We start from the raw sequence: 20,654 nt of genomic DNA on the forward strand, positions 1-20,654 counted from the left end.
ATTTTTTTGTAACCTTTTTCGATTGAGTTTCGTCTAAAGCGCGACAAAGTGATTTTGGACGGATTGAGGCCGGAACATGACCGAAATAACAACGGACAACCATATCAAAAATCTTGGGGATTACAGGTCTCCAATACAGAGTTTGGACATGAACAAGCCCTGTTTTCCATATTTCTTCAAATAGCCCATGCCATTTAACTCACCTCTTTTTCTCTTCCTGTTTCTGCCCCTGGTTCTTGGCTGTTACTGGCTATTGAGGGCAAATGGCAGGATTTGGTTTCTCCTTGGCGTAAGTTTACTATATTTTGCCGCTTCAAACGTGTTTACCTCTTTTTCTGAAATTGGAAAAACCGGGAGCAGTTTTTTGTTGTTGCTCCTTTATTATATTGTCGCCAACTATCTCTTCGGTCTATCAGCCGAAAAATATCGAGACTCTTTCTGGGGTAAAGTTGTTGTCTGGCTGTCGATTGCCATGAATCTTTTGCCCTTGATCTGCTATAGATATCCCGGTGTTGCGGCCATGGCCGCACAAGGTATAATCCCGTCATCGACTGGCGTGAACATTGCCGATTACTTCAAATTCAGCTATCTGCCCCTGGGCCTCTCGTTTTTAACATTTCAGGCAATTGCTTACGTTCTCGATGTGTACCGTGATGAGATAGACGCTCAAAAAAATCCGCTGCTTCTGTCGCTATTCCTGGTCCTCTTTCCCAAAATCACGGCAGGTCCGATTATCAGATATTCAGAGGTTGCTGAAGACCTTGCCGACCCAAAGGTAAGCGCCGACAAATTTGCCATGGGCGCCAGGCGCTTCGTAATCGGCCTCGGTAAAAAAGTGCTGCTTGCGGATACATTGGCGCTGACCGCCAACCAGATTTTTTCCGTGCCTGCTGCGGAATTGTCGCCAAGTGCCGCCTGGCTTGGCTTGATAACGTATTCGCTTCAGTTGTACCTGGACTTTTCAGGTTATTCGGATATGGCAATAGGGCTGGGGCGCATGTTCGGATTCACGTTCCAGGAAAATTTCAACTACCCGTATATATCCAGATCGTTGACCGAGTTCTGGCGCCGCTGGCATATATCGCTGTCAACATGGCTGAGGGATTATATGTTTATCCCTCTCAGCTATGCATTGATGAGCGATAGTGTCAGGCAAAAGATCGCTCAGGGGAGATATCCGACCAATTACCGATCGTTGTTCAGCATCGTGATGGTTTTCACCGCTTGCGGGCTTTGGCATGGTGTAGGTTGGAATTTTATTGTTTGGGGGATGCTCCATGGGGTCGTCCTGGCTCTCGAAAGCCTCTGGCTATCCAGGGTGATAAAAAAATGGTGGGTTCCGCTGCAACATGTGTATTTATTGCTCATAGTTATGCTCCCATGGGTCTTTTTCCGTGCGTCGAGCTTTTCCGAAGCGGTTGACTACCTGCGTACATTAGCAGGCTTTCCCGCCACTACGGTTTTTCATTATGATCTGCGCATGTATATCGACAGCACTGAACTGCTTGTCCTGATTGCCGGAGTCGTCGCATCCACGCCGATAGTGAGAAACATCTCCGACCACCTGCGAAAAACAGAACATCATGCCATCGGGGCTTTCTGTGAGATTGCCGGGATGGTTTTCGTGCTGATGCTGTCCTTCTGTTCCATTGCATCGTCGACGTTCACCCCCTTCCTGTACCAGAAATTCTGATGCCATGAATTATCGGACCTACAGAAACGCCACAATTATCGCGATCTTTGCCGTGAGCTTGATTGCGCCACTTGCTGCCACGGTCTTTAAATTGGATCGTTCGCCGGCTCTCCAGGAAAACAGGGAGCATGCCAAATTCCCCGTCGTGTCATTTGAAAAAGCGGCCTTGAAAAGGTTTCCCCATGATTTCTATAACTATTTCAAGGACAATTTCGGTTTCAGAGATGTTTTTATCAGATTGAATTTTCTCATCCGGCGGAGGCTTTTGCGGGAAACTGAATTCAACGAGGTGCTTTTCGGAGAAAATGGATGGCTCTTTTTTCTTGGAGAACATGAGATGGATGATGCCCGTGGTATTACGCATTATAGCGATGATACCCTGGCAATGTGGACCGCTTCACTTGAGCGTAAACGGCAGTGGCTCGCTGCACGGGGCATACGATATCTTTTTGTCATTGCCCCAAACAAGGAAACAATTTATGGCGAGAACCTGCCTTCTTATTACAGAAGCGTGGCTATAACCGGACTCGATGAATTTGTCGATTACGTTGGAACTCACTCCAGAGTTGAAATGCTTGATTTGAGACCGGCACTGCTCGCGGCAAAGAAGAATGAGCGACTTTACAAGAAGACCGATACTCACTGGAACAGGTATGGCGCTTTCCTTGCGTATCAGGAGATAGTCAAAGCCATGTCCAGAGGTGTTTCATCCAAACCTGCATCTGCCCTGTCCGATTTCACAATTGAGAAGAGATACGAAAAAGGCGGTGATTTGGCTCTTCTGGTAGGGGGCTCGGAATTTATCACGGAAGAGGAAATAAACCTGATCCCCCATAAAAAACGTCTGGCGTGCAGGGTTGAAATGAATACCGGTGATCCGAGGACCTATGCAATGCGTCAGGAGAACAAAAAACTACCTAAAGCAATCGTTTTCAGGGATTCTTTCTTTGATGAAATTATTCCCTATATTTCGGAGCATTTCCAGCACGTCCAGTACTATCGAAAGCATTGGGATCAATCGGTGCCGATAGCCTCCATTGTTGCGGAGGTTCGTCCGGATATCGTCATAGAGGAGTTCGCGGAGCGTCGCATCAAGATGGATATGGGCAGCTTTTCGCCGCCGGACTGAAGACAAGGGCACAGCCCTATTCGGCGCGTTTGGTCTCCACAGCCTTCAGCAGGTCACCGATGTTTTTCAAGGATAACACCTCCCTCTGTTTGAAACGGATCTTGAACCGTGCCTCCACCGCCACGATGAGGTTGATATGGGAGAGGGAATCCCACCCTTCGATATCGTTGGCGGTCATTTCCGGCGCTATCTGGATCGTATCGTCATCGAATACCATCCTGAAAACCTCATTCAGAGATTCCTTCGTTGTCATGGCATAACTCCCCTTGTCGGCCGCAGGCCAACAGATTCTGCTGTTATGTGCGCTATAGGATGCGTAGAGGGCCAAACCTTGTTTTTTCAGTGAATTTCGGGTAGGGTGGCGATCAGATTCCGCCGGAGACGGACCGGGGAGTTGCGGGCTCCCGAAGCAGGTGCGCCACCCGCGCGGTGTTGTCTTCCGGAGTACGGTTAACTATCCATTTTAGTTCCCGCTTGTCAAGCGTCAGGAACCTTGGGAGGCTCAGGTAATGGCTGGAGACGACATCAAACAGCAGATCAGGGAACTTCTCGCGGCGCATAATGCCGTGCTGCTGGCCCACAACTATATGCGCGACGAGGTGCAGGAGATCGCCGACATTACCGGTGACTCCCTGGCCCTGTCCATGGAGGCGGCCAAGACCGAGGCCGATGTGATCGTCTTCTGCGGCGTGCACTTCATGGCCGAATCGGCCGCCATCCTGTCGCCTGAAAAAAAGGTGCTGCTGCCGCGACCCGATGCGGGCTGCCCCATGGCCGACATGGTCACGGTGGAGGAGTTGGAGGCGCTAAAAGAGAAACACCCCGGCGTGCCGGTGGTGACCTACGTCAACTCCTCGGCTGAGATCAAGGCCCATTCCGATATCTGTTGCACCTCGGCCAACGCACTCAAGGTGGTCAGATCGCTGAAGGAGGATGAACTGATCTTTGTGCCGGACCGGAATCTGGGGCGCTGGGTGGCCCGATTCGTCCCGGAGAAACGCTTCGTATTCTGGGAGGGGTTCTGCCCGACCCACGAGCGCATGACCGTGGCGGCGGTCATGCAGAAAAAGAGCGAGCATCCCGACGCCCTGTTCATCTGCCACCCGGAAAGCGCACCCGAGGTCTCGGCCCTGGCGGATCATGTCTGTTCCACCAGCGGCATGTACGACTACTGTCGCGCCAGCTCGGCCAAAAGGTTCATCATCGGTACCGAGGCCGGTATCCTCTACAAGCTGCGGCTGGAGAACCCCGGCAAGGAGTTCATCCTGGCCTCGCCGGCCCTGATCTGCCCCAACATGAAGCTGACCTCCCTGGAGGACGTGCTCTACTCCCTCCAGACCATGTCGCCGGTAGTCACGGTTACCGAGGAGGTCCGCGTCAGGGCCAGACAGGCCCTGGACAGGATGCTGGCCGTGCCGCGGGATTAGCCGCTGTATTCAATCCCTGCCCACGAGTCAGGAGCCGATTTTTTCTATCAGATGGCGGGTATGTAGCGGCAGCTCATTGAAGTTCCTCATGCAGACCATCAACCGGCGGCACGCCCAAGGGTCGGTGAGCCGTGCAAAATCAATTGCGAGCGTCTTGCTGCACCTGAGCGCGGACGTTTCCGAAATGACGCCGATGCCGGCGTTTTTTTCCACCAGTCGGCAGATGGAATCGAAGTCGTGGACGCGAATACGGTAATCGAGCCGGGCTCCCTGGCGCTCCGCTTGGCCGTCGAGATGGTCTTGGAGGGCGCTGCCTTTCATGAGCCCGACAAAGGGGTTATCAAGCAGGTTGCTGAACGACACTTCACGCTGGGCGGCCAATGGATGCCGTCGAGGAACGGCAACCACCAGTTGATCGATACGAAAGGGGCGCGTCTCAAGAAGACCGTGATCAACGGAGTCGGCGACTATGCCCACATCTGCCTTGCCCGCCGTGATTAACGCAACGATCTCCGTGCTTGCATGTTCATGCAGGTCAATAGTTACCGAGGGGTGCTGGGCGAGGAACGCCCCGAGGTCATCGGGCAGGAATTCGGTCAGGGCCGCAGTATTGCACAAAAGCCGTATCTGAGCTTTGAGCCCGCGGGCGTAATCACCGAGCGCCCCACGCATGTCCGACACCTGGCGTAAAACCGTCCTGGCATGGTCCGCAAGCGTCCAGCCCGCCGCGGTCGGCTGCACGCCCCGCCGGCCACGCTCCAACAGCGGCACTCCCAACTCCTCCTCCATCCCGCGTACGCGGGCACTGGCGGATGCCAGCGCCATGTAGGACCGTTCGGCGCCACCCGTTATGCTGCCGGTTTCAAGTACATTCAGGAAAAGCCTCAGATCCGTAAGATCAAAACGCATGGGATCGCCTCTTCTGCAACACAAGCCTTCGTTTTACACGTATCCACACTCAGAATATTCCACATTGACCGTATCGACAAGCTGAAAGATACTGAAGCCGTGGAAAACAATGTCCTTATATTCTGTGCGGGTCTGGTAGCGGGCGCAATGAATTCCATTGCGGGAGGCGGGTCGTTCGTTACATTTCCGGCATTGGTCTTTTTGGGTATGCCTTCGGTTTCTGCGAATGCCACCAGCACGGTTGCCCTGTTTCCGGGCAGCCTCGCCGGTGCTTGGGCCTATCGTGGGGAATGTGGGACGTTCACAGGCGCATCGCTGAAAGCGATGATTGGGGCAAGCCTGGCGGGAGGGGCGGCAGGAGCCCTGCTTCTGTACACGACCCCGACAACCATCTTCGACAAGTTGATCCCTTGGTTGCTGGTGATGGGCACCCTGGCATTCTCCCTGGGCCCAAAGGTCGGTCTCATTGTGCGCCGGAGAGTCGCTATCGGCCCTGGGGCGCTTCTGGTGGGGCAAGTCGTGTTGGCTGTGTATGGAGGTTATTTCGGCGGCGCGGTCGGTATCATGATGATGGCCGTCTGGAGCCTGTTCGGGATTACGGACATCAGATCGATGAACGCAGCCAAAACGTTGTTGGTGGGGGTAACCAATTTTGCGGCCGTACTATGCTTTGCCGCAACCGGGTTGGTCTGGTGGGGGCAGTCCTGCATCATGCTCGTCGGGGCTGTGATCGGCGGTTACGGCGGTGCGCATTATGCCCGGCGTATCAGCCCCCATCACCTGAGAATCGGCATTACCCTGTTGAATGTGGTTATAACCGCCCTCTTCCTGATGCGAAGTATTGCCTGAGTTCGGCGGTGCGCCGCCGGGCAACAGAGGTGGGAGTACTTACATCAGAATCCGAGTCAGGAAGTAATCCGCCACCAGGATCAGCATGAAGGAGAGCACCACCGAACGGGTGGTGGAGACGCCGATCCCCCGTGCGCCGCCGGAGGTGTTGAATCCCACGTAACAACAGATGACGGCGATGATGCCGCCGAAGACAAAGGATTTGATCAGCCCGGCGGTGATCTCCCTGAATTTGAGCGCCAGGCGCAGGGAATCGGTGTAGGTGGCGTAGGAGATGAACAGCTTCGGGTGCAGGTGGCTGATGATGGCGCCGCCGAGCATGCCGACGCAGTCGGCGTAGATCGTCAGGGTCGGGACGCAGATCAGGGCCGCGATCAGGCGCGGCATGGCCAGGTAGCGTACCGGGTCGATGTCCAGGGTCGTGAGGGCGTCGATCTCCTCGTAGACCTTCATGACGCCGATCTCGGCCGCCATGGCGCTGCCCGCCCGCCCCGCCACCAGAAAGCTGACCATGACCGGTCCCATCTCCCGCACCATGGAGAGGCCGACGATGCTGCCGACGATATCCTGGGTACCGTACTTGGAGAGCTCCACTCCGGTTTGCAGCGCCAGGACCATGCCCACGAAAAAGGCCATCACCGAGGCAACCGGCAGGGTCTCATAGCCGATGATGGCCATCTGGGTCAGGATGGAAGGCATGTTGTGCGGCGCCTCGCGGAAGGAAAAGATGGTCCGCTTGAGCAGGATCAGCACCTCGCCGACGATGCCGAACGAGTAGATCAGTTGCTTGCCGATGAATTCGAGAAATTTGGTCATGGTTTGTCCTGAAAAGGCCTTCTCCCGCGCAACACGGGTGTTTCATGGTTTCCGATGTAATTATATCCCGAACGGCATCCAGAAGATACTCAGGGATGTCTTCCCTTTGTCCGTGGCATAACCGAACAGCCCCTTCAGCAGTTTGCATTCGCTTCCGTCCCTGGTGGCGCGGTACGAAACCAGGGGCGAAAGTTCCCAGGCGCTCTCGTTGCCCCGTTTTTCCCGCCAGAAGAGGTTCCAGAGGATTGACGTTGCTCCATTGCCCTGACCGTCCCAGGTGCTGATGAAGATCCTCCAGAGCGGCGCAAGGTTACGTTCGACCCCGTCGTTCCAGATGACCGGTTCCACCAGGGCGGGCATGGAGAGGGTCCGCTGGCCGTTCTCGTCACGCTTCCATGCGTAGAGCGGCCAGAAGGCGCTCTGGGCGCGGTCCCTGCCCGCCTTGGGCCAGGATTCGTCCGAGCGATGGAACAGGAAATAGAACAGGCTGGTCTTCTCCTGGCGAAAGAGGGGAGAATCGATGGTTGTCTTGCGGTAGATCGGCCACATGATCCAGTGGCTGCCCCCCTCCTTTGTCTTCGTTTCGGCATAGAAGGGGAGGTAGCGGTCGGTGCTCGAATCCGCGCTCCGGGCCGTCATCCAGAACGGCCAGAGGTAGTCCCGCTCCACGGCCGTCCCCGTGCCGTCCCGCACCACGCCACACAGGGGCCAGAGGATGTGGGTCGAACTCTGCCGCGGCGATTCGGACGAGGTGTAGAATGGCCACAGGTAGAGGTTCCTGGTCGGGTTGTTCGTGTCCAGGCCAAGGTTCTCGTCGCCGTAGATGGGCCAGAGCGCAAAACGTTTCTCGTAGACCCCTTCCTTGTGCGATTGCCCGTACAGCGGCCAGAAGGCAAAGCCGCTCTCCTTTTCGCCCGATATGCTGTTGAAGATCGGGTAGAGCCAGTTGGTGGAGGTGGTACCCTTTTTTACCGTGCGGCCGTAGATCGGGAACAGGGTAAAATGGTACTCGTCGCGCCAGAAGCGCTCGTAGATGTCGCCGTACAGGGGGAAGACGGAGGTATAGGGGCCGTATTTGTCCGAGCTGCCGCTGATGTAAAAGGGGAAGAGCATGCTGTTGTGCCGCTCTTCGACCGTGCCGATGTTTTCTGCATGTTTTTGGAACAGGAGCAGCACTTGGGTATCGGAACCATTTTCGTCGCTGTTGGTGGAGGCAAGGGGGTAGAGGATGTCGCTTTCGTCGCCCGCCGGGGTCGATTGGGTGAAAAAGAGCGGCCTGAGGGCGGTTTTGGTCATGTGGCCATTGTGCTCGCGTTTGAAGAGCGGTCCCAGGATGGAAAGGTTGCTGTAGCCGGTGCCCGGGCTGGAGCGATAATCGAAGAGCGGCCAGAGGGTGACGATGCCCCCCCGTTGTTCCTGAGGAGGCGGGTCTGCGGGTCCCGCATGGTCCTCCCCATGGGCGAGGGCGGCGCTTACGAGCAGGATCGCAAGGCAATGTACAAACGTTTTTTTCATCAATACTCCCGAGGAGATGTCAACAATGGGGCATTATTCCTTATCGCACCTGGAGAGTCAACCGCGAAAGGTGGGTGTCGGTCGGCGCCGGGGCGGTCAGTTGCGGGGCCGCGGCACTGAACTGGGCGCACGAGGCACGGGGCGCTTTTACAAAAGTATTACAAACACCCAATCTGATCCCCTGTATGATAAGCGTCAGGATGTTTGAGTCTCGGTGGAGGAGAGTTATGGCGCAGTCTTTGACGATAGGGAAGTACACCGTCCCGTATCCGGTTATCCAGGGTGGCATGGGAGTCCGCATCTCCGCCGGCCGTCTGGCCGGCAGCGTGGCCAAGTGCGGTGGCGTGGGGTTGGTTGCGGCGGCCGGTATCGGCCTTAACAGCGGCTTCTACAACGGCAGAAACTACTTCCAGGCCGATGCGGAGGGCTTCAAGGCCGAGATTCGCAAGGCTTATGAGATTGCGCCGGATGGCGTCATCGGAGTCAACGTCATGGTGGCGTTGTCTGATTTTGAACAACTGGTCAAGGCCGCCGTGGAAGCGGGCGCCAAGGTGATCGTTTGCGGAGCCGGCCTCCCCATGGGCCTGCCGGAGCTGACCGCCGACCACCCCGATGTGGCCCTGGTGCCGATCGTGTCGTCCCTGCGGGCGGCCCAGCTTATCGCCCGGAAATGGCTGAAGGCCTATAAACGCCTGCCGGATGCGGTGGTGGTGGAAGACCCGGATACCGCCGGCGGGCATCTGGGCGAAAAAATGGAGAATATCGGCACCGGCGAGTATGACCAGTATGCCACCGTGCGTCAGGTCAAGGCGTTCTTTCGCGATGAGTGCGGCGCCGAAGTTCCGGTGATCGCGGCCGGCGGCGTATGGGACCGGGCCGACCTGGAGCATGCCTTGGCGGAAGGCGCCGACGGCGTGCAGATGGCCAGCCGTTTTGTCTGCACCGAAGAGTGCGATGCCGACGATGCCTTCAAGCAGGCCTACCTTCGCTGCTCGAAGGAGGATATCGGGCTGATCATGAGTCCCGCCGGCCTGCCTGGGCGAGCAATCCTGAACAACGCGGAGAATATCCGCCGTTACGATGTGGACAACAGTACCCCCTGCCGCATGGGCTGCCTGAAGAAATGCTCCTACAAAGAGTCGGGCGAGCGTTTTTGCATCGTTTCCTCTCTGGATCGTGCCCAGCGGGGCGATGTGGATACCGGCCTGGTCTTCTGCGGCACTAATGCCTGGCGGGCCGACCGCATCACCACGGTGCAGGAAATCTTCGACGAACTGTTCGGTGAGGCGCAAGTTACATCACAGGAAGAGGCGTTGCAGGAAGCAGCGTGACGTCAGCCCGTTAAACGGGAATACGCACACGAAACGGCCCGCCGGGAGACATCCCGGCGGGCCGTTTTTGCTTGACCGCCATCCCGCACAATGTTATATCAATAAAACTTGATATAATAAAATCGTTAATACAGATATTGATATGCTCGATACCCTCAAAGCCCTTGCCGACCCCTCCCGGCTCCGTCTGGTGGCGGTACTCCTGCGCGGTGAATTCACCGTTCAGGAGTTGACCCATATCCTTGCCATGGGGCAGTCCAGGATATCCCGGCACCTGAAGATCCTGACCGAGGCCGGGGTGCTGTCGGTCAAGCGGCAAGGGACCTGGAGCTATTACCGGGCCGGTGAGGCGAGCAATTTTTTCAGCGCCATTCGCCCTGCCATCGAGCGGGAGCTGAACAGCCTGCCCGAGCGGAGCCGGGATCTGTCCGCGGTGGCTGTGGTCCTGGAGGAGCGCCGGCGGCGCAGCCAGGAATTCTTCGACCGCCATGCCCATCAGTGGGACGATTTGAGCGGGGTGCTCCTGCCGGTCCCGGAGTATCGTCAGAACCTGCTTGGGCTTGTGCCCAGCGGTGTTACCGTGTTGGAGATCGGTACCGGCACCGGTGGGCTGCTGAGTGAGCTGGGGGTCCGGGCGGCACGGGTGATCGGCGTGGACCATTCTCCGGCCATGCTGGAGGAGGCCCGCCGTCGTTTGGCCCGCGACGGCGCGCACGGCATTGAACTGCGTCTGGGAGAGATGACGCATCTGCCGTTGCCCGACGCCTCGGCGGGATGCGTGGTGGCCAATATGGTGCTGCACCATGCGCCCAATCCGGCTGCCGTACTTGCCGAAGTCCGTCGGGTGCTGGCTCCCGGCGGAATAGTGCTGCTGGCCGACTTGGCTCGCCATGAACGCGAAGCCGCCCGGGAACAGCTGGCTGATCAGTGGCTGGGGTTTGAGGAGGCAGAGTTAACGGCGTGGCTGCTGGCAGAGGGATTTTCCGAATCCTCCTGCGAAAGGGTCGAAGGGAAGAACGGCCAGGAAGCGGTGCTGATAGTGAAGGCCACCGCCCCCGGGCCCTCCTGAGCCGGGGAGTTGAAGATTATATGAGCGACGCAGCAATCAGGAGACGAAACTACCACCAACAAAGGAGAGCACACGCATGTCACAGGATTACATTGTAGCAGACCTTGCCCTGGCCGATTGGGGCCGCAAGGAAATCAGGATCGCCGAAACCGAGATGCCGGGCCTGATGGCCATCCGGGAGGAATTTGCCGCAGCCCAGCCCTTAAAGGGAGCCCGTATTACCGGTTCGCTGCACATGACCATCCAGACCGCCGTGCTGATCGAGACGCTGGTTGCCCTGGGTGCGGAGGTACGCTGGGCATCCTGCAACATCTTCTCCACCCAGGACCACGCCGCCGCCGCCATCGCCGCCGCCGGCGTGCCGGTCTTCGCGGTCAAGGGCGAGACCCTGGATCAGTATTGGGACTATACCCACCGGATCTTCGAGTGGGCCGACGGCGGCTTCTCCAACATGATCCTGGACGACGGCGGCGACGCCACGCTGTTGCTGCACCTGGGCGCCAAGGCCGAGAAGGACCAGTCGGTACTGACCAATCCGGGTTCCGAAGAAGAGACTATCCTGTTTGCCGCCATCAAGGGCAAGCTGGCCGTTGACCCGACCTGGTACTCGACCCGTATTGCCCAGATCCAGGGCGTGACCGAGGAGACCACCACCGGCGTGCACCGTCTTTACCAGATGCACGAACGTGGCGACCTGCGGTTCCCGGCCATCAACGTCAACGACTCGGTCACCAAGTCCAAGTTCGACAACCTCTACGGCTGTCGCGAATCCCTGGTGGACGGCATCAAGCGCGCCACCGACGTAATGATCGCCGGCAAGGTGGCCCTGATCTGCGGCTACGGTGATGTGGGTAAAGGTTCGGCCCAGGCCATGCGTGCTCTCTCGGCCCAGGTATGGGTGACCGAGGTGGATCCGATCTGCGCCCTGCAGGCCGCCATGGAAGGCTACCGCGTGGTGACCATGGAGTATGCCGCCGACAAGGCCGACATCTTCGTCACCTGCACCGGCAACTACCATGTCATCACCCATGACCACATGGCCCGCATGAAGGATCAGGCCATCGTCTGCAATATCGGTCACTTCGACAACGAGATCGAGGTCGCCGCCCTGGAGAAATATCAGTGGGAGGAGATCAAGCCCCAGGTGGATCACGTCATCTTCCCGGACGGCAAGCGCATCATCCTGCTGGCCAAGGGGCGCTTGGTAAATCTGGGCTGCGCCACCGGTCACCCCAGCTATGTGATGAGCTCGTCCTTTGCCAACCAGACCATCGCCCAGATCGAGATTTTCACCAATCCGGGCAAATACCCGGTGGGGGTCTATACCCTGCCCAAGCATCTGGATGAGAAGGTCGCCCGCTTGCAGCTCAAGAAGCTCAATGCCCAGTTGACGGTATTGAGTGACGAACAGGCGGCGTATATCGGGGTGAAGAAGGAAGGTCCTTACAAGGCGGAGCATTACCGGTATTGATCCGGTCCGGCGAAGGAGTCGGGCAGGACAACGAAAAGGGGCGGCATCTCGGGATGTCGCCCCTTTTCGTTTAAGAGGGTTTTACGGCACAGGCTGAAGCTATTTCTTCTTGGTAGCCTCGTCCATTGCCTTGATAATGGCGTCGGTCACATCCTGGGCATCTATGTTGCTGCCCACATAGAGCAGTTCCTTTTTGATGACGATGACGGCAAAGCCGTTGGCCTTGCCGTAGGCAACTGCTGCGGCTTCGGTCGCGTCGTAAAGCGTCTTGGTTTCCTTCTCCTGGGTTGTGTAGAGTTCCTCTTCCATCTGCTTGCCGAACTTCTGGAATTCCTCTACCTTTTTCTGGAATTCCCTCGCTTTGGCCTCCCGTTGAGTCTGGGAGAGGGTGGGCAGCTTGGCTTCGAGAGAGGCGCGCAGTTTGTCCAGTTGCTTCCGCTTGGCATCGACCCGGCCCTGAAACTTGTCCTTCATTCCTTTGAGCTTGGCCTCAATCGCCTTGCCTTGCAGGGTTTCAGTGCCGATGCGGACCAGGTCCACGGAACCGATCTTGGTCATCTGGCGTACTGCGGCGTCGGAGGGTTTGGTTTCCGCCGCGGAAACAGCAGGAGCTTTCTGTAATGGTTCAGGCAGTGCGGCGGGCTTGGCAACGGCGGTCGGCGGTGCATCCGCCGCTGCCGCCAGGTTCGGGAGGCTCAGGGCCAGGGTGATGATGAGGCACATTTTCAAGATAGTCGGCATGACAACTCCATTTCGTTTTTGGTAATGATACTGCCTCCACAGCATAAGAGGATTGGCGTCGTGAGGCAACAAAATTTGACTGCCGGGAGCAGGCGCAGTCCATATCAGGGGAATGAGGTCCGTGGCCGTCCACAGGCCCTTAGTTAAGTGCTGCCTGAAACGGAAAAAGGCTTTGCAGAAAACCTGCAAAGCCTTAATTCCTTTAAATGGTGCCGAAGACTGGAATCGAACCAGCACTCCCTTGCGAGAACCAGAACCTGAATCTGGCGCGTCTACCAATTCCGCCACTTCGGCAATAGAATAATTCATTTACCATTAATGACAAGCCGATGCAAGAAAAAAATGGCTATTTCCCTTGCCATTATCCCTTCCGATTTGTTACAGTCCCAAGCCTCCATAAATCACATTCTTAAGGATTGTCTTCCATTTATGAATCTCCTTGCTGTTGAAAAGCCTGCCCGCTACATGGGTGGGGAGATGGGCTCCATTCGCAAGGATGAGGCTGATCTGCGTTTTGCCCTGGCCTTCCCGGACGTTTATGAGGTCGGGATGAGCCATTTGGGGCTGCGAATCCTGTATCATATCCTCAATGCCGTTGACGGGATTGCGGCCGAACGCGTCTTTGCCCCCTGGCCCGATATGGAGTCGCAGCTTGAGGCCGCCGGATCGCCCCTGGCGACCCAGGAAAGCGCCACGCCTTTGGCGGCCTGCCATATCGTCGGCTTTACCCTGCAGTACGAGCTTTCCTATACCAATATCCTCAACATGCTGCGTCTGGCCGGCATACCTCTGCTGGTCGAGGAGCGCCGTGAAACCTTTCCGCTGATTATTGGCGGCGGTCCGTGCGCCTATAATCCCGAACCGCTGGCGCCGTTCTTTGATGCCTTTCTGCTGGGCGACGGTGAAGAGGCGGTGCTGGAGATCGCCGAGGCGGTGCGTCTGGCAAAACGATCCGGTGAAGGGAAGAAGGCGCTCCTGGAGCGCCTGGCCGCCATCGAGGGGGTGTACGTCCCGTCGTTTTTCGAGCCTCGCTACCACCCGGATGGGAGCATCGCGGAGATAATCCCGCTCAAGGCCGGACAAACGCAGGTGCGTCGCCGTTTTCTCGCCGACCTGGACACCGCACCGTATCCCGATGCGCCGGTCGTCCCCTTCATGAAGACCATTCACGACCGGGTGGCGGTGGAGATCGCCCGCGGCTGCACCCGTGGCTGCCGCTTTTGCCAGGCCGGCTACATCTACCGGCCGGTGCGCGAGCGTTCGCCGGCAACCGTCCTGGAGTTGGTCGAAAAATCCCTGGAGGCCACCGGCTATGACGAAATTTCGCTCCTGTCGCTTTCTTCGGGGGATTACTCCTGTATCGCCCCGCTCCTGACAGGACTGATGGCGCGCTATGCCCAGGACAGGGTGGCAGTCTCCCTGCCGTCGCTCAGGGTTGGGACGCTGACCGAAGAGTTGATCGACGAGATCAAGAAGGTGCGTAAGACCGGATTCACCCTGGCCCCGGAAGCGGGGAGCGAACGGATGCGGGCCGTGATCAACAAAGGGATTTCCGAGGCCGACCTGCTGGAGGGCGCGGCCAATGTCTATCGGGCCGGATGGCGGCTCATCAAGCTCTACTTCATGATTGGCCTGCCCGGGGAGACCCTGGATGATGTGCTCGAGATTGCCGCCCTTGCGCGCCGGGTCAAGGACCAGGCCAAAGCGGTGGGTGTTTCGGGCGAGGTCAATGTATCGGTCAGCAGTTTTGTCCCCAAGGCCCATACGCCTTTCCAATGGGAGCCGCAGATTTCCCAGGACGAGATTCGGGAACGGCAAGGCCTGCTGCGTGGTGACCTGAAAAGGCGCAAGCTCCATTTCAAGTGGCAGGACGCCCCGCTTTCGTTCATGGAGGGGGTTTTTGCCCGGGGCGACCGGCGCCTGGCCCCGGTGCTGGTGCGGGCTGTGGAGCTTGGCTGCCGTTTTGACGGATGGGGAGAACATTTTTCTCCGGCACGCTGGCAACAGGCCTTTGCCGACTGCGGCATCCGGCCCGAGTGGTATCTGCGGCGGCGCTCACTGGATGAGGTCCTGCCGTGGGATCACCTCGATTGCGGTGTTACGCGGGAGTTCTTGTTGGCCGAGCGGGAGCGCGCCTTCGGCGAGTCCGCGACCGAGGATTGCCGTCATGGCCGTTGCAGTGCCTGCGGTGTCTGCGATTTCAGCGCTGTGGCGACGCGGCTTTCACCCCATGACACCCTGCCGCCGCTGGCCGCCGCGGTGGCAACTGAACCGGTCCCGGCCCGCGTCCGGCTCCGTTTTAGTAAGACCGGTGCCATGCGTTTTCTGAGCCACCTCGAACTGATTACCGTGTTCACGCGCGCCGTGAGCCGAGCGGGAGTGCCGATCCTTTTCTCGCAAGGTTTTCATCCCCATCCCAAATTCTCCTTTGCCACCGCCACCTCGGTTGGTATAGAATCCAACGCGGAATACATGGATATGCTCGTGGCGGCCGGTATCAGCGCTCAAGAGGTGCAGCGAAGGCTGAATCTGGTCCTGCCTGAAGGGCTGCAGGTCTTGGAGGCAGAGCTGGTAGACGTGAAATCACCATCCCTTTCGCCACAGATGGCGGCCACGCACTATCGGATAACCCTTAATAAGACACTCTCTGGGGACCTCTCCGAAAAGTGTGAGCTGTTTTTGGCACATGACAGTTTCGTTATTCAACGGATAAAAAAAGGCGAGCGCCAGACCATCGACCTGCGGCGTGAGACCGTGTCTCTGGTTGCCGGGAACGGCTCGATCGAGCTGGTTGCCGGCAGGGGCAAGCCGGTGGAATATGCCCGCGCCATCACCGGCGACGATACGCTCAGCATGGATGACCTGCGGGTGGAAAAGCTGGAGGTCATCTTTCGCCCGGCACTGCCACACGACTGATTTTAATACATTTTACATAGACGGAGACAGACGGTATGGGAGTAGAACTGGTTATCAATGCCGCCTCCCACGAGACGCGCATTGCACTGATTGAAAACGGCACCATTGCCGAGCTCTATATCGAGCGGAGCCGCGAACGGGGGATTGTCGGCAATATCTATAAAGGGCGGGTCATCAGGGTGCTTCCCGGGATGCAGGCCGCCTTTGTGGATATCGGCCTGGAGAAGGCGGCATTTTTGTATGTGGCGGATGTGTTTGACGCCATTGAGGAGTACGAATCGCTCCTTGACGAGGGCAAGAAGGAGCACGAACCGAGTGGCGAGCGGCCGGAATCCGCTCATCCCGATTATAAGCCGTTGCACCCCATCGAGGAACTGCTCCAGGAAGGACAGGAACTGCTGGTCCAGATATCCAAGGAACCGATCGGCACCAAGGGCGCACGCATTACCTCCCATATCTCCCTGCCGGGCCGCCACCTGGTGTATATGCCCACGGTGGACCATGTGGGCATCTCCCGCCGTATCGAGGATGAGGTGGAGCGGGAGCGGTTGCGGGAGATCGTCGACCGCCTCAAGCAGAGCGGTTCGGGGTATATTGTCAGGACGGTATCGGAAGGGAAGAGTGAAGAGGACCTGTTGTCGGACATGCAGTACCTTTCGACGCTGTGGGCTGAGATTGCCAAACGCAAGGACAAGGCTTCCGCTCCCTCCCTGATCCACTCCGACCTGGATGTGGTGCAGAAGGTGGTGCGGGATATCGTTACCGAGCAGGTGGACAAGATCATTGTGGACTCGAAGCCGGATTTTGACCGGATCGTCCAGTTCATCTCCACGTTCATGCCCAAGATGAAGTATTCCATTGAGTTGTACGACGATGAAGAGCCGATCTTTGATCATTTTGGCCTTGAAGTCGAGATCAGCCGCGCTCTGGGCAGAAAGGTCTGGCTGAAGAGCGGCGGTTACATCATTATCGAGCAGACCGAAGCGCTGACCGCCATCGACGTCAACACCGGGCGTTTCGTGGGCAAGCATAATCTTGAGGACACCATCCTCAAGACCAATCTGGAAGCGGTCAAGGAGATCGCTTATCAGCTCCGGCTGCGTAATATCGGCGGCATCATCATCATCGATTTCATCGACATGGAGAAAGAGGTCAACCGCGACAAGGTCTTTGCCGCGCTGGAGGAAGCCCTCAAGGGGGATAAGTCGAAGAGCAATATCCTCAAGATCTCCGAATTGGGGCTGGTGGAGATGACCCGCAAGCGCGTGCGGGAAAGCATCGGCAGAATGATGTGCGAACCGTGCCCCTACTGTGAAGGCCGCGGCTACATCAAGTCAAAGATCACCGTATGTCATGAAATCTTTCGGGAATTACGCCGCGAGATGCTGGACATCAAGGGGACCAAGGCCACGGTGTCGGTCCATCCGCAGGTGGCGGACCTGCTCTACGACGAGGAGCGGCGGGGCCTTGAAGAGTTGGAGAAGCGCTTCAAGAAACGTATTACGGTTCGGGCCAAGCCCGGTTTTCATCAGGAACAGTTCGAGATCCTGATCAATTAATCGCCCGCTGGCATCGGTTGGAAACAAAAAGGCGGGGACAGATATTCTGTCCCCGCCTTTTGTGTGTCTGAGAAAGAGCGCCTTAGGCTGCCTTCTGCTTCAGGCCTGTCTGCTGCTCATGCTGGGCCGAGAAGTATTCCATGGCCTCGCGCATGATATCGGATACGCTCTTTTTGGTTTTGCTCATCAGGCTTTCCAGTTGCTCGCGTTCTTCGTCGCTGATCCTCATGGAGATTACGTTGTAACGCGGATTTTCTCTCATTCTGCCCATGGTGTGCTCCTCCGTTTTTATGTGGTGTGATATGACACGCTTGAATAATTTCCTATCTATTCTGCCATATCCATGCCAAAACAGAGTATACATCAAATTTATGAATCATATTGGCATGTTACTGATTTACAAAAAAGTGGCATGTTTCGGTTTACAGAAAAAACGTGCACAAATTGGCACACATGTGGCCAAAAGTATACACTACTCCAAGGGGTCTTGTCCCGCTGCCTTGGTCCGCACCCGTTGCGCGATATCAAGGCCATGTTTTTCCAAAAGGCGGTAGAAGGTCCGGCGCGGGATGTTTGCCAGTCTTGCCGCCTTTGCCACGTTGCCGCCGGTTTCCTCGAGATACCGCTGGATCAGGTTTTTTTCCGTACGGCTGATGTGCAGTTCCCGTTCGGCCTTGAAAGAGGCGTGGCGCCGGTTGACCTCCCCGTTGCTGCACCGTTCGTAGGTGTCCGCAAAGATGGTGGGGAGGTTCTCCAGCCGGATGATCGTGCCTTTGGAAAGAACCGAGGAGCGCTCGATAACATTTTGCATTTCGCGGATATTGCCGGGCCAGGGGTAGTGCTGCATGGCCTTGACGGCCCGCTCCTCGATGCCGGCGATATTCTTGTTCAGCTTTTTGCGGGCCTTGTCGAGGAAGTGTTCAGCCAGGCTCGGGATGGACTCCTGCCGGTTGCGAAGCGGCGGAAGATGGATGTTGAAGACGTTCAGGCGGTAGTAGAGATCCTCGCGGAACCAGCCTTCCCGAATGCCCTGTTCCAGGTCCTTGTTGGTGGCGGCAATCAGGCGTACATCGACCTTTTTCGGCGCCGCGCCACCCACCGGCCGCACCTCGCCCAGGTCGAGGACCCGTAACAGTTCGGCCTGTAGCTTGGGGGTGATGTCCCCGATCTCGTCCAGGAAGATGGTGCCTCCGTTGGCTGCCTCGAAGAGCCCTTTCTTGTCGCCGATAGCGCCGGTGAATGCCCCTTTTTTGTGACCGAACAGTTCGCTTTCCAGCAGGGAATCGGTAATGGTCGTACAGTTGACCGTTACCAGCGGCTTGTCGTTGCGCAGGCTCAAGCGGTGGATGGCCCGGGCCGTCAGCTCCTTGCCGGTGCCGGTTTCTCCTCTGATGAGAACTGTGGTAGGTGTCGGCCCCACCTGACGGATCAGCTCCAATACCTCCTGGATTTTACTGTCATTTCCCACAATCGGGTCGTCACCGAGCTGCCGGTCCAACTCGCGCCGGATCAACTCGTATTTCTGCATCAGCCGTCCCCGGTCATCCTCAACCTGTTGCAGGTTGTGGGGGAGGCACATTTCGATGTCCGCCAACCCCTGGAAGACCGCCACGGCATGTTCCCGGCAGGTGTTATAGCCGCAGGCGCGGCAATTGAGCTCGTCGCTTTGCGTAAACTTGTTGGTGGAGTGCAGGATGCGCTTGATGTCGTCCTTGTCCGGGCTGGGGAGCCTGCGTGACTTGTCGGAGTAGGGGCGCATCAGGTTGGGCATGGATGCCGTCGAGCGGTAGTGCGGCGCAGTTTTATAGGGGAGCGAGCTGTTGTTGTAGCTGACGATCAGTTTCCGCTTGAAAAAGTGGTTGAGGGTGCGGTCGCGGGCCGGGCCGTCGACGCAGCCTCCGTCGCAGAGGCGTAAATCCACAAAGGACGGTGAGATGCGGCCCGCAGCGAGGTCGCGAATGATGTCGATGGCGTGATTTTCTCCCTCGGCGGAGATGATGTCGGTATCCAGGAATTCCGGTTCGATGTCGAATACCTTGAGCGGTCCGCCAGTGAGGGTGAAGATGCGCGCGCTGCCCGGATCAAAGCCGTCGAACGGCGCTTCCGTCAGGGATGCGGGGTTGATGCCGCGGCTTTTGAAAAACTTGTCGATTTCGTGGTAGGTGAGGACCACGTCAATGGCGCTGGACGACTCGGCCGCCTGCACCTCGAATTTACCGGCGATGCAGGTACTGATATAGATGACCTTGGTTTCCTTGCCCAGGATGTCCTTGATGAAGCGTCCCATGGCGATCATGGGCGATACGACCCCTGCCAGGTTCGGGATCAATTTGGGGAAATGGCGTTCGATGAGGCTGACCACCGCCGGGCAGTGCGAAGATATCAGCGGCCGCTCGATCCTCTGCAACACATTTCGGTAACTATCGGCGATCATGCGGGCGCCGTAGGCCCCCTCGTGCACCTCGCAAAAGCCGAGGTTCTTGAGGGCGGCCACCAGTTGTCCGGGGGTGATGGTGTGGAAGAACGCCGGGAAGGAGCACCCCAGTACCGCGACGACAGGCACGCCCGACGTAAGCAACTCCTGGGTTTGTCCCATCCTGTCCACCACGGCCTTGGCCTGTTGCGGGCAGCTCAGGCAGTTGCCGCAGCCGATGCAACGGTCATACATGATCTGGGCAAAGCCGTTATCGACCTTGATGGCCTTGACCGGGCAACTGCGCACGCAGGAATAGCAGAGCCGGCAGCGCTCCTTAAAGGTTATGATCGGTTCCATGGTGGTGTTCCTTGGTTTTTGGAGTGATATTGGAGAGATACTACACTGAAAAAGTGATATGTGCAACTATTGGCACAACTATTTTTTGTAACGATGGATGGTGAGGTTTATTTGGCATTTCAGGTTGTCTTGCCGGCTCAGGCTGCCTCAGGGGTATTTTTTAGGCAGGTTGCTTCTTGAGTGGGCAGTACGCTATCAATATGATAAGAGAGTTTATCAAAATAATAATTACGCCATAACTAATTAAAATGCTGTATATTTTAATGAATTTCCGAGGAATGTTTTTTCTGCGACCAAACCGATTGCAACTATTTGGTGCACATTATAAGTGCAATCATAATCAATATGAAAATACATCGTCATTTTAGCATGTATGGCGAAAAGAATAAAAGCATATATATAACATATAGTTATAGTTTTTTTTGTTGTTTTGGTATGCATTATGTAGTTAATTAT

Annotated in this window: 16 protein-coding genes and 1 tRNA gene; 9 read left to right on the plus strand and 8 right to left on the minus strand. The window is 57.0% G+C overall.

The genetic code is table 11. The features are described 5' to 3' along the window. The first annotated feature begins 187 nt into the window (after positions 1-187). A complete protein-coding gene (locus tag LDN12_RS13190; protein WP_223923124.1) occupies positions 188-1,693 on the plus strand; it encodes an MBOAT family protein in 1,506 nt (501 codons plus the stop codon). 4 nt (positions 1,694-1,697) lie between these two features. Beyond that, entirely contained in the window at positions 1,698-2,822 is a 1,125-nt protein-coding gene (locus tag LDN12_RS13195) for a hypothetical protein (RefSeq protein WP_223923125.1), read from the plus strand. A 16-nt stretch (positions 2,823-2,838) separates the two neighbouring features. Here the strand turns inward: LDN12_RS13195 and LDN12_RS13200 are convergent, their stop codons facing one another. Next, entirely contained in the window at positions 2,839-3,075 is a 237-nt protein-coding gene (locus LDN12_RS13200) for an acyl carrier protein (RefSeq protein WP_223923126.1), read from the minus strand. A gap of 256 nt (positions 3,076-3,331) precedes the next feature. Between LDN12_RS13200 and nadA the strand changes: the two genes are divergently transcribed. Further along, a complete protein-coding gene (gene nadA / locus LDN12_RS13205; RefSeq protein WP_223923127.1) occupies positions 3,332-4,249 on the plus strand; it encodes a quinolinate synthase NadA in 918 nt (305 codons plus the stop codon). 27 nt (positions 4,250-4,276) lie between these two features. Here the strand turns inward: nadA and LDN12_RS13210 are convergent, their stop codons facing one another. Continuing rightward, entirely contained in the window at positions 4,277-5,158 is an 882-nt protein-coding gene (locus LDN12_RS13210; protein WP_223923128.1) for a LysR substrate-binding domain-containing protein, read from the minus strand. Positions 5,159-5,257: 99 nt separating this feature from the next. Between LDN12_RS13210 and LDN12_RS13215 the strand changes: the two genes are divergently transcribed. Then, positions 5,258-6,007 carry a sulfite exporter TauE/SafE family protein gene (locus tag LDN12_RS13215; protein ID WP_223923129.1) on the plus strand — a complete coding sequence of 250 codons (750 nt, stop codon included), beginning with the start codon at positions 5,258-5,260 and terminating at the stop codon, positions 6,005-6,007. A gap of 39 nt (positions 6,008-6,046) precedes the next feature. Here the strand turns inward: LDN12_RS13215 and LDN12_RS13220 are convergent, their stop codons facing one another. Both LDN12_RS13220 and LDN12_RS13225 read right to left on the minus strand, forming a co-directional pair. After that, complete coding sequence (locus tag LDN12_RS13220; protein WP_223923130.1) at positions 6,047-6,823, minus strand: ABC transporter permease; 777 nt, start codon at positions 6,821-6,823, stop codon at positions 6,047-6,049. 60 nt (positions 6,824-6,883) lie between these two features. Further along, entirely contained in the window at positions 6,884-8,338 is a 1,455-nt protein-coding gene (locus LDN12_RS13225) for a hypothetical protein (protein WP_223923131.1), read from the minus strand. A gap of 227 nt (positions 8,339-8,565) precedes the next feature. Between LDN12_RS13225 and LDN12_RS13230 the strand changes: the two genes are divergently transcribed. The 3 genes from LDN12_RS13230 (at position 8,566) to ahcY (ending at position 12,209) form a co-directional block, all read left to right on the plus strand. Beyond that, on the plus strand, positions 8,566-9,669 hold the full coding sequence (locus tag LDN12_RS13230; protein WP_223923132.1) for a nitronate monooxygenase family protein: 1,104 nt from the start codon (positions 8,566-8,568) through the stop codon (positions 9,667-9,669). 142 nt (positions 9,670-9,811) lie between these two features. After that, positions 9,812-10,738, plus strand: coding sequence for a metalloregulator ArsR/SmtB family transcription factor (locus LDN12_RS13235; protein ID WP_223923133.1), 927 nt, complete (start codon positions 9,812-9,814; stop codon positions 10,736-10,738). A gap of 76 nt (positions 10,739-10,814) precedes the next feature. After that, entirely contained in the window at positions 10,815-12,209 is a 1,395-nt protein-coding gene (ahcY, locus tag LDN12_RS13240; RefSeq protein ID WP_223923134.1) for an adenosylhomocysteinase, read from the plus strand. Between the two features lie 99 nt (positions 12,210-12,308). Here the strand turns inward: ahcY and LDN12_RS13245 are convergent, their stop codons facing one another. Both LDN12_RS13245 and LDN12_RS13250 read right to left on the minus strand, forming a co-directional pair. Further along, positions 12,309-12,950, minus strand: coding sequence for an OmpH family outer membrane protein (locus LDN12_RS13245; RefSeq protein WP_223923135.1), 642 nt, complete (start codon positions 12,948-12,950; stop codon positions 12,309-12,311). 207 nt (positions 12,951-13,157) lie between these two features. Beyond that, positions 13,158-13,244 (minus strand) — tRNA-Leu (locus LDN12_RS13250). A 135-nt stretch (positions 13,245-13,379) separates the two neighbouring features. On the opposite strand from LDN12_RS13250, the gene LDN12_RS13255 reads away from it, so the two are divergent. Together LDN12_RS13255 and LDN12_RS13260 are read left to right on the plus strand one after the other, a co-directional pair. Further along, the gene (locus tag LDN12_RS13255; protein ID WP_223923136.1) at positions 13,380-15,866 is read left to right on the plus strand and encodes a TIGR03960 family B12-binding radical SAM protein; all 2,487 of its coding nucleotides are present in this window, start codon (positions 13,380-13,382) and stop codon (positions 15,864-15,866) included. Positions 15,867-15,901: 35 nt separating this feature from the next. Further along, positions 15,902-17,425: an Rne/Rng family ribonuclease gene (locus LDN12_RS13260; protein WP_223923137.1), complete on the plus strand. Its 1,524-nt coding sequence runs from the start codon at positions 15,902-15,904 to the stop codon at positions 17,423-17,425. A gap of 82 nt (positions 17,426-17,507) precedes the next feature. On the opposite strand, the gene LDN12_RS13265 is transcribed toward LDN12_RS13260, so the two are convergent. Beyond that, positions 17,508-17,696: a ribbon-helix-helix protein, CopG family gene (locus tag LDN12_RS13265; RefSeq protein WP_223923138.1), complete on the minus strand. Its 189-nt coding sequence runs from the start codon at positions 17,694-17,696 to the stop codon at positions 17,508-17,510. Positions 17,697-17,897: 201 nt separating this feature from the next. Beyond that, the gene (locus tag LDN12_RS13270; RefSeq protein WP_223923139.1) at positions 17,898-20,198 is read right to left on the minus strand and encodes a sigma 54-interacting transcriptional regulator; all 2,301 of its coding nucleotides are present in this window, start codon (positions 20,196-20,198) and stop codon (positions 17,898-17,900) included. Between the last annotated feature and the right edge of the window lie 456 nt (positions 20,199-20,654).

It is taken from the genome of Geobacter sp. AOG2 (assembly GCF_019972295.1).
In the GTDB taxonomy this organism is placed as follows: Bacteria; Desulfobacterota; Desulfuromonadia; order Geobacterales; family Pseudopelobacteraceae; genus Oryzomonas.

What these genes read in the sequence shown, in the direction of transcription:
- LDN12_RS13255 (WP_223923136.1), top strand. Translation starts at nt 13,380, where the DNA reads ATGAATCTCCTTGCTGTTGAAAAGCCTGCCCGCTACATGGGTGGGGAG.
- LDN12_RS13260 (WP_223923137.1), top strand. Translation starts at nt 15,902, where the DNA reads ATGGGAGTAGAACTGGTTATCAATGCCGCCTCCCACGAGACGCGCATT.
- nadA (WP_223923127.1), top strand. Translation starts at nt 3,332, where the DNA reads ATGGCTGGAGACGACATCAAACAGCAGATCAGGGAACTTCTCGCGGCG.
- LDN12_RS13265 (WP_223923138.1), bottom strand. Translation starts at nt 17,696, where the DNA reads ATGGGCAGAATGAGAGAAAATCCGCGTTACAACGTAATCTCCATGAGG.
- LDN12_RS13270 (WP_223923139.1), bottom strand. Translation starts at nt 20,198, where the DNA reads ATGGAACCGATCATAACCTTTAAGGAGCGCTGCCGGCTCTGCTATTCC.
- LDN12_RS13245 (WP_223923135.1), bottom strand. Translation starts at nt 12,950, where the DNA reads ATGCCGACTATCTTGAAAATGTGCCTCATCATCACCCTGGCCCTGAGC.
- ahcY (WP_223923134.1), top strand. Translation starts at nt 10,815, where the DNA reads ATGTCACAGGATTACATTGTAGCAGACCTTGCCCTGGCCGATTGGGGC.
- LDN12_RS13190 (WP_223923124.1), top strand. Translation starts at nt 188, where the DNA reads ATGCCATTTAACTCACCTCTTTTTCTCTTCCTGTTTCTGCCCCTGGTT.
- LDN12_RS13200 (WP_223923126.1), bottom strand. Translation starts at nt 3,075, where the DNA reads ATGACAACGAAGGAATCTCTGAATGAGGTTTTCAGGATGGTATTCGAT.
- LDN12_RS13225 (WP_223923131.1), bottom strand. Translation starts at nt 8,338, where the DNA reads ATGAAAAAAACGTTTGTACATTGCCTTGCGATCCTGCTCGTAAGCGCC.
- LDN12_RS13230 (WP_223923132.1), top strand. Translation starts at nt 8,566, where the DNA reads ATGGCGCAGTCTTTGACGATAGGGAAGTACACCGTCCCGTATCCGGTT.
- LDN12_RS13195 (WP_223923125.1), top strand. Translation starts at nt 1,698, where the DNA reads ATGAATTATCGGACCTACAGAAACGCCACAATTATCGCGATCTTTGCC.
- LDN12_RS13235 (WP_223923133.1), top strand. Translation starts at nt 9,812, where the DNA reads ATGCTCGATACCCTCAAAGCCCTTGCCGACCCCTCCCGGCTCCGTCTG.
- LDN12_RS13220 (WP_223923130.1), bottom strand. Translation starts at nt 6,823, where the DNA reads ATGACCAAATTTCTCGAATTCATCGGCAAGCAACTGATCTACTCGTTC.
- LDN12_RS13210 (WP_223923128.1), bottom strand. Translation starts at nt 5,158, where the DNA reads ATGCGTTTTGATCTTACGGATCTGAGGCTTTTCCTGAATGTACTTGAA.